The 13,624-nt window shown below is 54.8% G+C and carries 14 protein-coding genes; 8 read left to right on the plus strand and 6 right to left on the minus strand.

What is annotated here, in order from left to right; all coding sequences use genetic code 11:
* The first annotated feature begins 117 nt into the window (after nucleotides 1–117).
* The 7 genes from cpxP (at nucleotide 118) to ABU178_RS00470 (ending at nucleotide 5,967) form a co-directional block, all read left to right on the plus strand.
* Nucleotides 118–630 carry a cell-envelope stress modulator CpxP gene (gene cpxP, locus ABU178_RS00440; RefSeq protein ID WP_397210904.1) on the plus strand — a complete coding sequence of 171 codons (513 nt, stop codon included), beginning with the start codon at nucleotides 118–120 and terminating at the stop codon, nucleotides 628–630.
* 160 nt (nucleotides 631–790) lie between these two features.
* Nucleotides 791–1,015 (plus strand): DUF2188 domain-containing protein, encoded by a 225-nt coding sequence (locus tag ABU178_RS00445; RefSeq protein WP_397210906.1) that lies wholly within the window; start codon nucleotides 791–793, stop codon nucleotides 1,013–1,015.
* A gap of 479 nt (nucleotides 1,016–1,494) precedes the next feature.
* Entirely contained in the window at nucleotides 1,495–1,674 is a 180-nt protein-coding gene (locus tag ABU178_RS00450) for a general stress protein (RefSeq protein WP_397210908.1), read from the plus strand.
* A 190-nt stretch (nucleotides 1,675–1,864) separates the two neighbouring features.
* Entirely contained in the window at nucleotides 1,865–2,812 is a 948-nt protein-coding gene (gene fieF, locus ABU178_RS00455; protein WP_397210910.1) for a CDF family cation-efflux transporter FieF, read from the plus strand.
* A gap of 162 nt (nucleotides 2,813–2,974) precedes the next feature.
* Nucleotides 2,975–3,937 carry a 6-phosphofructokinase gene (gene pfkA / locus ABU178_RS00460; RefSeq protein WP_397210912.1) on the plus strand — a complete coding sequence of 321 codons (963 nt, stop codon included), beginning with the start codon at nucleotides 2,975–2,977 and terminating at the stop codon, nucleotides 3,935–3,937.
* A gap of 143 nt (nucleotides 3,938–4,080) precedes the next feature.
* The gene (locus tag ABU178_RS00465; RefSeq protein WP_397210914.1) at nucleotides 4,081–5,073 is read left to right on the plus strand and encodes a sulfate ABC transporter substrate-binding protein; all 993 of its coding nucleotides are present in this window, start codon (nucleotides 4,081–4,083) and stop codon (nucleotides 5,071–5,073) included.
* Nucleotides 5,074–5,214: 141 nt separating this feature from the next.
* Nucleotides 5,215–5,967, plus strand: a complete 753-nt coding sequence (locus ABU178_RS00470) for a CDP-diacylglycerol diphosphatase (protein ID WP_397210916.1) — start codon at nucleotides 5,215–5,217, stop codon at nucleotides 5,965–5,967.
* A gap of 49 nt (nucleotides 5,968–6,016) precedes the next feature.
* Here ABU178_RS00470 and tpiA read toward each other — a convergent pair whose 3' ends face one another.
* The 3 genes from tpiA to fpr all read right to left on the minus strand — a co-directional run bounded on the left by tpiA (nucleotide 6,017) and on the right by fpr (nucleotide 8,386).
* On the minus strand, nucleotides 6,017–6,784 hold the full coding sequence (gene tpiA, locus ABU178_RS00475; RefSeq protein ID WP_397210918.1) for a triose-phosphate isomerase: 768 nt from the start codon (nucleotides 6,782–6,784) through the stop codon (nucleotides 6,017–6,019).
* Between the two features lie 119 nt (nucleotides 6,785–6,903).
* Complete coding sequence (locus ABU178_RS00480; protein WP_397210920.1) at nucleotides 6,904–7,494, minus strand: DUF1454 family protein; 591 nt, start codon at nucleotides 7,492–7,494, stop codon at nucleotides 6,904–6,906.
* Between the two features lie 145 nt (nucleotides 7,495–7,639).
* Nucleotides 7,640–8,386 (minus strand): ferredoxin--NADP(+) reductase, encoded by a 747-nt coding sequence (fpr, locus tag ABU178_RS00485; RefSeq protein WP_397211134.1) that lies wholly within the window; start codon nucleotides 8,384–8,386, stop codon nucleotides 7,640–7,642.
* Between the two features lie 296 nt (nucleotides 8,387–8,682).
* Here fpr and emrD point away from each other — a divergent pair, with 296 nt between their 5' ends.
* Nucleotides 8,683–9,876: a multidrug efflux MFS transporter EmrD gene (gene emrD, locus ABU178_RS00490; protein WP_397210922.1), complete on the plus strand. Its 1,194-nt coding sequence runs from the start codon at nucleotides 8,683–8,685 to the stop codon at nucleotides 9,874–9,876.
* Here the strand turns inward: emrD and glpX are convergent.
* The 3 genes from glpX to ABU178_RS00505 all read right to left on the minus strand — a co-directional run bounded on the left by glpX (nucleotide 9,866) and on the right by ABU178_RS00505 (nucleotide 13,371).
* Nucleotides 9,866–10,876: a class II fructose-bisphosphatase gene (glpX, locus tag ABU178_RS00495; RefSeq protein ID WP_397210924.1), complete on the minus strand. Its 1,011-nt coding sequence runs from the start codon at nucleotides 10,874–10,876 to the stop codon at nucleotides 9,866–9,868. The genes emrD and glpX overlap by 11 nt on opposite strands.
* Nucleotides 10,877–10,971: 95 nt before the next feature.
* Nucleotides 10,972–12,486, minus strand: coding sequence for a glycerol kinase GlpK (gene glpK / locus ABU178_RS00500; protein WP_397210926.1), 1,515 nt, complete (start codon nucleotides 12,484–12,486; stop codon nucleotides 10,972–10,974).
* Between the two features lie 30 nt (nucleotides 12,487–12,516).
* Complete coding sequence (locus ABU178_RS00505) at nucleotides 12,517–13,371, minus strand: MIP/aquaporin family protein (protein ID WP_397210928.1); 855 nt, start codon at nucleotides 13,369–13,371, stop codon at nucleotides 12,517–12,519.
* Between the last annotated feature and the right edge of the window lie 253 nt (nucleotides 13,372–13,624).

Raw genomic sequence — 13,624 nt, forward strand, 5'->3', positions numbered from 1 at the left:
ACCTATATCGCCAATCCAACGCTTTACGTAGTTTTACACCCCCTGACGGATGTTTGCAGCTGTCGCCGTACACTGAGTTTCGTTGAATCGCAAAACGGAACGAACTGGGAGTAAACGATGCGCAACTTAACCGCCGTCGTCATTGCCTCAGCGATGGTTCTCAGTCATGCCAGTGCAAAAGCAGCAGACACGACGACGATTGACGAGATGCATCAGAACGGCGGATTGACGACAGGCAGTATGACGCAAAATCCGCAAAGCCACATGTTTGATGGCATTGAGTTGACCGAGCAGCAGCGGCAGCAGATGCGAGACTTGATGCAGCAGGCGCGACACGAACGTCCCGCGCTCGATATTCAGGATATCGAAACCATGCATGACCTGATCACAGCAGAGTCCTTTAATGAAGCGGCCATCCGCGGTCAGGCAGAAAAAATGGCGCAGGCGCAGGTAGCACAGCAAGTCGAAATGGCGCGTGTGCGAAACCAGATGTATCACCTGTTAACGCCGGCACAGCAGGCCACGTTGCAGAAGAATTATGAGCAGCGCATCAACGAATTGCGCAAGCTCGCAAATTTGCAGCAGTCATCATCGCTGCAAGCAGTGAGTAGTACCAGCAGTAACCAGTAACATAGTATCCCTGTTTTCCTTGCCATAGACACCATCCCTGTCTTCCCCGCCATGATGGCGGGGTTTTTTTTGCGTGTTTTTCATTAAGGTTTGCATGGTTCGCATGGTCTAAACTCAAAGCTTAAAATTCATACAACGCAGATCATGCTGAGGGACTTTGATGGACAACTATCACATCACCAGGAAAGGCGATAAGTGGGCGTTTCAAAAAGAGGGCAGCGATCGCGCGCTCAGGACAGCTGATACCAAAGCCGAAATTATGGTTCAGATGAGGGAGTATATGAGCGATAAGGTTGGCTCGGTAAAGATCCATACGGAAGAGGGCGTTATTCAGGAAGAACGCACTTATCAGCGCAAAGATGATCCCACAAAATCAAAAGGATAAAATAAAGCCGCGCTAAGCGGCTTTATTCGCTTTCGCCAGCCTGACTTTTTTCCTGTCCCGGGAGTTAACGCTGCGAACTCCGCTTAAAAGAATAAATTTATTTCAGAGGCGTATTCTTATTGCTTTATGTTACTACGCTTATTACCGCTCCGTTTTGTTTAAGACGTTAAATAATTGATTATTTTCCCGGTTGTTATTTTTCAGGGGCTGTTGCGGTCAGATGTTAAAAAAATAAAAAAAGCGAAGCGCGTATTTATGTTTATTTGTTTCATAGTTTTCATGAATATGATTATTAAATATAAATACTATTATAATCAGTATCTTAAATAATTATTCTATTTTGGTACTAAAACTGGAAAGATTCTTTTTCCTCTCTACAATTAGAAGTGTCGCAGCAAGGAAGGCGAACAATCCCGGGAACAAAAGGTTTATTAACCACATCATGTAATCCAGTATGAGTAAACTAAACGGAGTAAGTTATGGCAGAACATCGTGGTGGTTCAGGTAATTTCGCTGAAAATCCTCAGAAAGCTTCTGAAGCAGGTAAAAAAGGCGGACAGCACAGCGGCGGTAATTTCAAAAATGACCGTGAGAAAGCTTCTGAAGCGGGCAAAAAAGGTGGACAGAACAGCCATGGCGGCGGTCGCAGTTCATCTTAATCTGGCCGAACCTCATCTCTGAGTTTGATCCTTCTTTCATAAAGAAGAAAATAACCCCGACCTCTTATGCTGAGGCCGGGGTTAATTTTTTGTTAAAGCACCTGCAATGAAGGTGATAAGCTTTAGTCATTATTTCATTGCGATGCAGGAGCCTGAGGCTCTGTGTCGCGTCTCTTTAACGGAGCGTGGCATGCCCCCATCTTATGCCAGACTGGTTAATCGTGCGGCCCTGGCTGCGACTATTCTGGCCTTACTGTTGCTGCTGGTGAAAATTTTCGCCTGGTGGTATACCGGCTCCGTCAGCCTGCTGGCCGCGCTGGTGGATTCGCTGGTGGATATTGCCGCCTCCCTGACCAATCTGCTGGTAGTGCGTTATTCTCTGCAGCCTGCCGACGCCGATCACACTTTCGGCCATGGCAAAGCGGAATCCCTCGCTGCGCTGGCGCAGAGCATGTTTATTTCCGGCTCAGCGCTGTTCCTGTTCCTCACCGGCTTTCAGCATCTGGCAACGCCCAACGTGCTGCGTGCGCCCCTGGTCGGTATTGTGGTTACCCTCGTCGCTCTGTTTACGACTCTGGTTCTGGTAACCTTCCAGCGTTGGGTGGTACGTAAAACCCGCAGCCAGGCGATCCGCGCGGATATGCTGCATTATCAGTCAGATGTGTTTATGAACGGCGCGATCCTGATTGCACTGTTTCTGAGCGGTTATGGCTTCCCACGCGCGGACGCGCTCTTCGCGCTTGGTATCGGCGTATTCATTCTTTATAACGCGTTGCGTATGGGATACGAAGCGGTACAGTCGCTGTTGGATCGCGCTCTGCCGGAACAGGAGCGGCAGAGCATTATGGCGATAGTGGACAACTGGCCAGGCGTTCAGGGTTGGCACGATTTACGCACCCGGCAGTCCGGCCCGACAAAGTTTATTCAGCTGCATCTGGAACTGGACGATCAACTGCCTCTGGTTCAGGCCCATCAGGTAGCCGATGATGTTGAGCAGGCGCTGCGGCAAAGATTTCCCGGTTCCGATGTCATTATTCATCAGGATCCCTGCTCTGTAGTAGAAGCGGAACGTCAACATTTTCTTCAGTTTGATACTGATAATGCGGTCAGCTGTGAGGGAAAAGTGACTCAGCGATAACGTTAGTAAAAAAATTAGTGAAAACTTGTCTGACCTGAATCAATTCAGCAGCGGTGCTTTGATATACTATCTGCCATCTTATGTCGTACGTTTCGCAAATCGGGTTCAGGCGATGTTCGACAGGCAGGATTAACCCATAGTTTGAACAATCCAGAGGTTGTCATGATCAAAAAAATCGGTGTACTGACCAGCGGCGGCGACGCCCCGGGCATGAACGCAGCCATCCGCGGAGTTGTGCGCTCTGCACTGAGTGAAGGACTGGAAGTTTTTGGTATCTATGACGGCTATCTGGGCCTGTACGAAGACCGCATGATCAACCTCGATCGCTACAGCGTCTCTGACATGATTAACCGTGGCGGCACCTTTCTCGGCTCTGCACGCTTTCCCGATTTCCGCAACGAAGAAGTTCGCCAGGTTGCGATTGAGAATATGAAAAAGCGCGGCATTGATGCGCTGGTAGTGATCGGCGGCGACGGTTCCTATATGGGCGCCAAACGCCTGACGGAGATGGGGTTTCCGTGCATCGGCTTACCTGGCACCATTGATAACGACGTAGCGGGTACGGATTACACCATCGGCTATTTCACCGCGCTGGAAACCGTGGTAGAAGCGATTGACCGTCTGCGTGATACCTCTTCATCCCACCAGCGCATCTCGATTGTTGAGGTGATGGGACGTTACTGCGGCGATTTGACTCTGGCCGCGGCAATCGCCGGGGGCTGTGAATTTATCGTACTGCCGGAATTCCCTTATACGCGTGAAGAGCTGGTATCAGAAATTAAAGCGGGCATTGCGAAAGGGAAAAAACACGCCATCGTGGCGATCACGGAGCACATCTGCGATATCGATGAGCTGGCGCGCTATATCGAAGCGGAAACCAAACGCGAGACTCGCTCCACCGTGCTGGGCCATATTCAGCGTGGCGGCGCGCCCTGCGCCTATGACCGTATTCTGGCGTCGCGTATGGGCGACTATGCTATTGAGCTGCTGCTGCAGGGCTATGGCGGTCGCTGCGTCGGCATCCAGAATGAGAAGATGGTTCATCACGACATCATTGATGCCATCGAAAACATGAAGCGTCCCTTCAAACGCGACTGGCTGGAAACAGCGAAAAAGCTCTACTGATATTTCTTCTCCGGCGCGAGCTTCCTCGCGCCGCTTATCCCGCCTCTTTATTCCCGTAAGTTATATTGGTTTATTTTTAATTCTTTAATCCTTAGATAACTTTATGTCACGCTGCTTTCATAACGAATTCGGGAGAGCGAGCAATGAACAAGTGGAGTATTGGTTTCACCCTGTTACTGGCTTCAACCAGCGTGCTGGCAAAAGATGTGCAGCTGCTGAATGTCTCTTATGACCCTACGCGTGAACTCTACGAACAGTACAACAAAGCGTTCAGCGCGCACTATAAGCAGGAAACCGGTGACAATGTGGTGATTCGTCAATCCCATGGCGGTTCAGGCAAGCAGGCAACTTCGGTGATTAACGGCATTCGCGCCGATGTGGTGACGCTGGCGTTACAGTCTGATGTCGATGCTATCGCCGAACGTGGCCGTATCGATAAAAACTGGCTGAAGCGTCTGCCGGATAACTCTGCGCCCTATACCTCCACCATTGTTTTCCTGGTGCGTAAAGGCAACCCGAAAAACATTCACGACTGGAACGATCTGATCAAGCCTGGCGTTGCGGTGATTACGCCGAACCCGAAAACGTCTGGCGGCGCGCGCTGGAACTATCTGGCAGCCTGGGGTTATGCCCTGGATCAAAACAATGGCGACCAGGCGAAAGCGCTGACGTTTGTCAGAGCGCTGTTCAAAAACGTTGAGGTACAGGATTCCGGCGCGCGCGGCGCGACGAATACTTTCGTCGAGCGCGGCATCGGCGACGTGCTGATCGCCTGGGAAAACGAAGCTTACCTGGCGGTGAACAAGCTGGGTAAAGATAAGTTCGACATCGTGACGCCGAGCGAATCGATTCTTGCCGAACCCACCGTATCGCTGGTGGACAAAGTGGTGGATGAGCGCGACACGCGCAAAGTGGCGGAAGAGTATCTGAAGTACCTCTACTCGCCGGAAGGACAAACCATCGCGGCGCAAAATTTCTACCGTCCGCGTGATGCCGAAGTGGCGAAGAAATTTGCCAGCACCTTTGCGCCGGTTAAGCTGTTTACCATTGATGATAAGTTTGGCGGCTGGACCCAGGCGCAGAAAACGCATTTTGCCGATGGCGGCACCTACGATCAGGTGATGAAGCCGGAATAACAGCGTCAAACTCCATTAACGGCCAGCCTGCCTGTCACGCTGGCCGTTTTTGTTTGAACGCGGCGACGGCACGATTAACGTGTGACTTTCATCAGCAGCCAGGCGAGGATTCAGGCATCTGATAAACAGAGGATGCGAGCCATGCAGGGAAGAGGTCGTACCCTGAGCCTGATTGCCGTGCTGCTGGCGGCAGTGATTGTTGGTCTGATTATCGCTGCTGCGCACTTTCGTAGAAACTCCGACGCCCTGTGGCAAATCATCAGTGAAAAATGTGTCCCACATATGCAGCAAAAGGGCACGCCTGCGCCCTGTCAGAAGGTCGATTTTGCTCAGGGTTATGTCACGCTAAAAGATCTGAACGGACCCCTGCAATACCTGTTAATGCCAATCGCGAAAATCACCGGCATTGAAAGCCCGGCGGTGCTCAATCCCGCCACGCCCAACCTGTTTGCCGCCGCCTGGCGTGAGCGCACGCTTCTTGCGCAAAAGCGCGGCGCGCCCGTTGCTGACAGCGCGCTGTCGCTGGCGATCAATTCTGAATATGGCCGAACGCAAAACCAGCTTCATATTCATATCTCCTGTCTGCTGCCGGAAGTGCGTCAACAGTTGAACAGCCTTGCGTCGTCAATGGATAATCACTGGCGAGCCGAAAATTTGCAGCATCACCGCTACCTGATGCGCGCCTTAACCCCTGCCGAACTGGCGCAGCAAAGCGCGTTTATTCGCCTGGCGACAGAAGTGCCGGTTGCCCGTAATGAGATGGGAAAATATGGCCTGGCGCTGGCCGCGCTGCCGGACGGACGACTGGTGCTGATGGCGATTGAACGCAACTGGCTGAAATTAAACCGGGGTTCGGCTGAAGAACTGCAGGATCACAGCTGCAAGATTTTATAGCGACATAAAAAAAGGCGGCACGCTGGCCGCCCTGTTTGCGTTAAAACATTCAGGCTTTTTTCGCTGCCGCTGCGGCTTTCACGATCACTGCAAAAGCATCAGCCTTCAGCGAGGCACCGCCAACCAGCGCGCCGTCGATATCGGGCTGGGTGAAGAGTTCGGCCGCATTCTTGTCGTTGACCGAACCGCCGTACTGAATGATAACCTGCTCAGCGATGGCGGCATCTTTCTTCGCGATGTGATCGCGAATGAACTTGTGTACCGCCTGCGCCTGCGCTGGGGTAGCGGATTTGCCGGTGCCGATAGCCCATACCGGCTCATAGGCGATAACCACATCTTTAAACGCTTCTGCGCCCTGGCTTTCCAGCACCGCATCGATCTGACGCGCGCAGACTTCTTGAGTTTTGCCCGCTTCGTTTTCCGCTTCGGTTTCACCAATGCAGAGCACCGGCACCAGGCCCGCCGCCTTCAGCACGGCGAATTTCTTCGCGATAAATTCATCGCTCTCTTTATGATAAGTACGACGCTCGGAGTGACCGATGATGATGTATTTCGCGCCGATATCTTTCAGCATCTCGGCAGAAACTTCACCGGTAAAGGCGCCGGAGAGATTAACGTCCACGTTCTGCGCGCCCAGAGCGATATGGCTTCCGGAAATAGCATGCTTCGCCTGATCGAGGTACATCACCGGCGGCGCAATCGCCACGCCGCAGCCATCCACACCGGACAACTCTTTGCGCAAACCGTCGATCAGTTCGCCCGTCATATGCTTGTTGCCATTCAGCTTCCAGTTACCCATAACTAATGGATGTCGCATCATATCCTCCGCGTACGCGATTCGTTAAATAGCCCTGTCGACAGGCAGGGTTGTCTGCCAGACAGTATAGAGATCAAATGTATCGATAGCTTTGCTTTTCGTCATTTTTGCCGTTGGGATCAAGGCACTTCCAGCGTCAGCTTAAGCGGTTCAACGGCGAAGGTCAGACCTTTCTCGCCGTTGTCCGCCACCACAAAACGCAGCGCGCCTTCCGTTTGGGTAAAGTAGCGCGATCCTTTGCCAGCGTTCAGCAACTCATCGAGTTTTTCACGTCCCTTTTCAGGCGACAGGCCAGGGGAAAAGAAGCGCAGCAGCGCGGTCATATAGGCCATTGCCCGCGCCTGTGATGCCGCCTGGTCCGGACCAGGCAGCGGCAGCCAGGTGATCTGCAACGTTTTGATTTTGCCGGTACCCTGCTCGAGCGCGGTAGAGGCATAGAGTGTTTCATTGATTTTACTGGCGGCGCGCGTCAGATTGCTTCTGGCGTCGCGGTTATCAATGGCACGATATTCCAGCAGAGGCAGCTCGGGATAGGCGGCGTTATATTTCTCGCGAAACTGACCAATGGTCATATCAAAGGTTGGGGCACCCGCCAGCAGATAAGGGGCGGCAGGCATAGGGTCGGCGCGATCCTGCGGCTGCGGGTCGACAGCCAGCGCCGGTGCACACAGCGCAAGGCTCAGGATCAACGCGCCTGGCAAATTCTTCATTTCATCGGCTCTAACCAGTAAACATAACGCCAAATTAGAACGGTATTTACCCGCTAAAGTCAAAACCACAGCGGGTAATTTTTTCTTCTGCGGGTGAATAACATGACGTTACGGCAAAGCACAGGGCGCGCTACCCGATGATAACTTACCAGTAATGTTCGCTGGTGATATGTCCTGGCTTACGTTTCAGATGTTTACGCATCTCGCGCGTCTCTTTCAGCAGCTGCTGGGTATCACGCACCATCTGCGGGTTACCGCACAGCATAATGTGGCTGCTGTCGGCATCCAGGGTTAAGCCCACCGCGCGCTCCAGCTCGCCGCTTGCAATCAGGGCGGGGATGCGTCCGGTCAGCGAACCGGCAATCTCTTCGCGGCTGACCACCGTCTGGATATGCAGCTTACCGTTATAGATTTGCTGGAGCTGCTGCATCAGCGGCAGGTAGCTGAGATCGGCCGCGTAGCGCGCGGCGTGCACCAGCACGATATTTTCGAAGCGATCCAATCCTTCGCCCTGTTGCAGAATAGAGAGATAGGGTCCGATAGCAGTGCCGGTGGCCAGCATCCACAGGGTCTTGCAGTCGGGCACTTCGTCCAGCACAAAAAAACCGGACGCTTCTTTGGTCACCATCACCTGATCGCCGGGACGTAGCGCCATCAGATGCGGGCTGAGCTTGCCTTCCGGCACGGTGACCAGATAAAACTCAAGATTCTCATCATGTGGCGCATTCACGTAAGAGTAGGCGCGCTGCACGCGCTCGCCATCGATCTCCAGCGCCAGCTTGGCGAACTGGCCTGCGGTAAAAGGTTCAATCGGCGCCTGTACCCGAAGGCTGAACAGGGCATCGGTCCAGTTTTTAACTTCTTTCACTTGCGCATTGACCCACTCTGCCATGCCGTTCTCCTCCATTGCTGTTTTTTCAGGCTTGTTGCTATCTTCGTCATAGCCGCGCGCTTTTTCCAGCGCTGCGCCGGGTAAAGGCTCTAATCGACAAACTCTCTTCATCAAGCCTGGGCCTGTAGCGCTGCCTTTACAAGCCTGGCGCAAAATCTTGACGTCAAATTGCGTGCTGCTTTGCCGCTGCCTCTCGCTTTGTTATCTATTCCTGATATTTTTTGCGCCGTTACCGTGCGGCAGCCCTTTTTGCTGCTGCCTTTTTCTCTCTTTACAGAAAGACGTTCCGATAATCGATGATAAAGAAACTGGAAAACCGGCATCTGCTGGTAATGCTGATTGTGCTGGTAGCGGTGGGGCAGATGGCGCAAACCATTTACGTCCCGGCGATGGCCAGCATGGCGGAAGCTTTCAACGTGCGCGATGGCGTGATGCAGCGTGTGATGGCGGCTTATTTGATGACCTACGGCGGCTCACAGCTGGTTTACGGTCCGCTGTCAGACAGCGTGGGTCGCCGTCCGGTGATCCTCGCCGGTATGGCGATTTTCAGCCTGGGCGCGTTGATGGCGCTGTTCGCGTCCACTATCGATCTGCTGGTTCTGGCGAGTGCGATTCAGGGACTGGGCACCGGCGTGGCGGGCGTGATGGCGCGCACCATGCCGCGCGATCTTTATCACGGCGCTGCGCTGCGTCGGGCTAACAGCTTGCTGAATATGGGCATTCTGGTCAGCCCGCTGCTGGCGCCGGTCATCGGCGCGCTGCTGACGCACCTGTTCGGCTGGCACGCCTGTTTCGCCTTTCTGCTGCTGCTCTGTCTGGCGGTTACCCTGGCGATCGTGCGCGGGCTGCCGGAAACCCGACCGCAGGCGGCCGAGGTGAAGCCGTTATTATCCCGCTACGCCACGCTGCTTAGCGACGGCAACTTTGTCCGTTATCTGCTGCTGCTGATTGGCGCGCTGGCGGGCATTGCGGTATTTGAAGCGAGCTGCGGCGTGCTGCTGGGCGGCGTGCTCGGTCTGGATGCGCTCACGGTGAGCATTCTGTTTATTTTGCCGATTCCGGCGGCATTTTTTGGCGCCTGGTTTGCCGGGCGTGAGTACAAATCCTGGCACAGCCTGATGTGGTATGGCGTCAACAGCTGCCTGCTGGCCGGGGTGATGATGTGGATCCCGGCCTGGTTCGGCGTGATGAACATTTGGACGCTGCTGGTACCGGCCGCGCTGTTCTTCTTCGGGGCGGGCATGCTGTTTCCGCTGGCGACTTCCGGCGCGATGGAGCCCTACGCCTGGCTGGCTGGCAGCGCCGGTGCGCTGATTGGCGGGCTGCAAAACCTGGGCTCCGGTCTGGTCGCCTGGCTCTCCGCGCTGCTGCCACAGCATGGCCAGTTCAGTCTCGGCATGCTGATGTTCTTTACCGCGCTGTGTATGCTGCTTTGCTGGTGGCCGCTCTCACGTCGTCCGGAAAGCGGCAGCCAGAGGGTTACAGGATAAACGGATGCAGCTTCGCATCCTTGCGATCGAGATAGTGAACTGACTGAATGCGGCGAATGGTGCGCGATTTGCCGCGAATCAGCAGGGTTTCACTGGTGGCGATATTGCCCTGGCGTGTAATGCCTTTCAGCAAGTCGCCGCTGGTGATGCCGGTAGCGGCGAATATCACATTGTCGTTACGCGCCATTTCCGCCAGCGTCAGCACGCGATTGGCCTCGATGCCCATCTGCGCACAGCGCGCTAATTCCTGCTCGCCAATGCGGCGATTATCTTCGCTGTCACCTTTGACGTCATGGCGCGCCAGCAAACGTCCCTGCATATCGCCGTCCAGCGCGCGGATCACCGCCGCTGACACCACGCCTTCCGGCGCGCCGCCGATGCCATACAGCACGTCGACTTCGCTGTCCGGCATACAGGTAAGAATCGATGCGGCCACGTCGCCATCCGGCACGGCAAACACGCGCACGCCAAGCTGTTGCAGCTGCGCGATGACCGCATCATGACGCGGTTTCGCCAGAATGGTCACGGTAAGCTGCGACAGCGGTTTGTTCAGCGCGGCCGCCACGTTGCGCAGGTTATCCTCCAGCGGCAGCGCGAGATCGATATGGCCTCTGGCGCCCGGGCCGACAATCAGCTTTTCCATATACATGTCCGGCGCATGCAGAAAGCTGCCTTTGTCGCCCACGGCGAGCACCGCCAGCGCGTTTGCCTGGCCCATGGCGGTCATCCGGGTTCCTTCGATGGGATCGACCGCGATATCAACGGCGTCGCCGTTGCCGGTGCCGACCTTTTCACCAATGTAGAGCATCGGCGCTTCGTCGATCTCTCCTTCGCCAATCACGATCTGGCCGTCGATATCGACGTTGTCCAGCATGATTCGCATGGCGTTGACGGCGGCGCCGTCAGCGGCATTTTTATCACCGCGGCCCAGCCAGTTATAGCCCGCCAGCGCGGCGGCTTCGGTTACGCGGGAAAATTCTATGGCAAGTTCTCGTTTCATGGCATGCACCTGACAAAAAACAGGCAGGCAGTGTAACACAGAGGGAAAAAGGCAGGGGAAAGCACCCGCGACAACGCTGCCGCGGGTGAGTGGCATTACTCTTCGTGATCTTCCCACGACTGGGCGCGGGCGACCGCTTTTTTCCAGCCGGCGTAACGGTAGTTACGTTCGGTGGTTTCGATGCTCGGACGGAATTCACGTTCAATCACTGATTTGGCGCGTACCTCTTCGAGATCTTGCCAGAAGCCCACCGCCAGACCGGCCAGATAGGCGGAACCCAACGCCGTGACTTCACGCACTTCCGGACGCTCAACGCGCGTGCCAAGAATGTCAGACTGGAACTGCATCAGGAAGTTATTGGCAACGGCGCCGCCATCCACGCGCAGCGATTGCAGGCGCGTATTGGCATCGTTCTGCATCGCTTCCAGCACGTCGCGCGTCTGGTAAGCGATCGATTCCAGCGTGGCGCGAATAATGTGGTTGGCGTTAGCGCCGCGTGTCAGGCCGAAAATCGCGCCGCGCGCATAGGGATCCCAGTAGGGCGCGCCAAGGCCGGTGAACGCAGGCACCATGTAAACGCCGTTGGTATCTTTCACTTTCAGCGCGAAATATTCGGAGTCGGTAGAATCACTGATCAGCTTCATCTCATCACGCAGCCACTGAATGGATGCGCCGCCGATAAACACCGCGCCTTCCAGCGCATAGTTCACTTCGCCGCGCGGTCCGCAGGCGATGGTGGTCAGCAGGCCATGAGTCGACGTCACCGCTTCGGTGCCGGTGTTCATCAGCATAAAGCAGCCGGTGCCGTAGGTATTTTTCGCCATGCCCGGCTGGACGCAGAGCTGGCCGTAGAGCGCCGCCTGCTGATCCCCGGCAATACCGGCGATAGGAATACGCGTGCCGCCTTTACCGCCGATGTTGGTCTGACCATACACTTCCGAAGAGGATTTCACTTCCGGCAGCATTTCGCGCGGGATATCAAGGATATCCAGCATGCGCTGATCCCATTCCAGCTTGTGGATGTTGAACATCATGGTGCGCGAGGCGTTGGTGTAATCGGTGATATGCACGCGGCCCTGGGTCATTTTCCATACCAGCCAGGTATCGACCGTGCCGAACAGCAGTTCGCCGCGGCGCGCACGCTCACGTGCGCCCTCGACATGGTCAAGGATCCACTTCACCTTGGTGCCGGAGAAGTAAGGGTTAATCACCAGGCCGGTGGTGTGCTGAATATACTCTTCCAGCCCCTCTTTCTTGAGTTTGGCACAGTAGTCGGCGGTACGCGGATCCTGCCAGACGATAGCGTTATAGATCGGCTTGCCGGTCTCTTTATCCCAGACGATAGCGGTTTCACGCTGGTTGGTAATGCCGATGGCGGCAATCTGGTCTGAGCGGATATCGGCATGAGCCAGCACCTCTACCAGCGTTGAGCTTTGCGACGCCCAGATATCCATCGGGTCGTGCTCAACCCAGCCAGCCTTGGGATAGATCTGGGTAAATTCACGCTGGGAAACCGCCACGATATTGGCATCGTGGTCCAGCACAACGGCACGGGAGCTGGTTGTGCCCTGATCGAGCGCGACAATATATTTTTTATCGGTAGTAGTCATAATGCATTCCTGATGATGAAAGGAGAAGGCTTACGCTTTACGCTGTTCAGCTCGCGCGACCGGTTTTTCTGTTTTTTCACTGGCTACCGTCTGCAGGTTCACCGGCAGGTGACGCCCAATCAGGGCGCGATAGCCAAAGGCACCCAGGCAAGCACCCACCAGCGGGCCAAAAATCGGCACGAGGAAGTAAGGAATGTCCCGACCACCGGTAAAGGCCACATTACCCCAGCCTGCCAGCCAGGCGAAGATCTTCGGTCCGAAATCACGCGCCGGGTTCAGGGCGAAGCCGGTAAGCGGACCCATCGCACCGCCGATAATCGCCACCAGCAGGCCGATCAGCAGCGGAGCCAGCGGGCCGCGCGGGATGCCGTTGCCGTCGTCGGTCAGCGCCATGATCACGCCCATCAACACGGCGGTAATCACCATCTCAACCAGAAACGCCTGGCCCACGCTGATATGCGGGTTCGGATAGGTTGAGAAGATTCCGGCGAGATCGAGGCTTTCTATGCTACCGCGTACCATCTGGTGACTCTGTTCGTAATCAAGGAACAGGTTGTAGTAGAGGCCGTAAACCAGCGCAGCGGCACAGAAAGCGCCAGCAACCTGCGCAATGATATAGGGCAACACTTTTCGGCCATCAAAGTTGGCGAACAGGCAAAGCGCTACGGTCACGGCGGGATTGAGATGCGCGCCCGAGACGCCAGCCGTCATATAGATCGCCATGGATACCGCTAGACCCCAGATGATGCAAATTTCCCACTGCCCGAAGCTGGCGCCGGCCAGTTTCAGCGCGGCGACACAGCCCGCGCCAAAAAAGATAATTAACCCGGTGCCAATAAATTCGGCAATGCACTGACCTTTAATCGTGCTTGTTGTCTGACTCATAATGGTATTCCCGAAGCGAGGTTAAATTTTTTCAGTTTTTGTTCTCATTCCATGAGTCACCCAGCCTTATTGTAGGGCTGCTGTAAATTTATCGTTAACGAACATAAACGAGAAATAGCGAAATCAAATTCTGTGTGCTGTGTCAAAAAAATGCGCGTTTTCGCGTCTTTTTGGTTTCTTAAAACATCATTACGTCCGGAAAATGCTTATTGCTGCTGAGCGGAAGAGTTATGCCGCTAATGACGCGCAGATT

Source organism: Pantoea osteomyelitidis (assembly GCF_044342975.1).
GTDB lineage: Bacteria > Pseudomonadota > Gammaproteobacteria > Enterobacterales > Enterobacteriaceae > Pantoea > Pantoea osteomyelitidis.

Bases quoted from the DNA above. Each gene is read 5' to 3' on its own strand.
- cpxP (WP_397210904.1), top strand. From the start codon at position 118: ATGCGCAACTTAACCGCCGTCGTCATTGCCTCAGCGATGGTTCTCAGT.
- ABU178_RS00445 (WP_397210906.1), top strand. From the start codon at position 791: ATGGACAACTATCACATCACCAGGAAAGGCGATAAGTGGGCGTTTCAA.
- ABU178_RS00450 (WP_397210908.1), top strand. From the start codon at position 1,495: ATGGCAGAACATCGTGGTGGTTCAGGTAATTTCGCTGAAAATCCTCAG.
- fieF (WP_397210910.1), top strand. From the start codon at position 1,865: ATGCCCCCATCTTATGCCAGACTGGTTAATCGTGCGGCCCTGGCTGCG.
- pfkA (WP_397210912.1), top strand. From the start codon at position 2,975: ATGATCAAAAAAATCGGTGTACTGACCAGCGGCGGCGACGCCCCGGGC.
- ABU178_RS00465 (WP_397210914.1), top strand. From the start codon at position 4,081: ATGAACAAGTGGAGTATTGGTTTCACCCTGTTACTGGCTTCAACCAGC.
- ABU178_RS00470 (WP_397210916.1), top strand. From the start codon at position 5,215: ATGCAGGGAAGAGGTCGTACCCTGAGCCTGATTGCCGTGCTGCTGGCG.
- tpiA (WP_397210918.1), bottom strand. From the start codon at position 6,784: ATGCGACATCCATTAGTTATGGGTAACTGGAAGCTGAATGGCAACAAG.
- ABU178_RS00480 (WP_397210920.1), bottom strand. From the start codon at position 7,494: ATGAAGAATTTGCCAGGCGCGTTGATCCTGAGCCTTGCGCTGTGTGCA.
- fpr (WP_397211134.1), bottom strand. From the start codon at position 8,386: ATGGCAGAGTGGGTCAATGCGCAAGTGAAAGAAGTTAAAAACTGGACC.
- emrD (WP_397210922.1), top strand. From the start codon at position 8,683: ATGATAAAGAAACTGGAAAACCGGCATCTGCTGGTAATGCTGATTGTG.
- glpX (WP_397210924.1), bottom strand. From the start codon at position 10,876: ATGAAACGAGAACTTGCCATAGAATTTTCCCGCGTAACCGAAGCCGCC.
- glpK (WP_397210926.1), bottom strand. From the start codon at position 12,486: ATGACTACTACCGATAAAAAATATATTGTCGCGCTCGATCAGGGCACA.
- ABU178_RS00505 (WP_397210928.1), bottom strand. From the start codon at position 13,371: ATGAGTCAGACAACAAGCACGATTAAAGGTCAGTGCATTGCCGAATTT.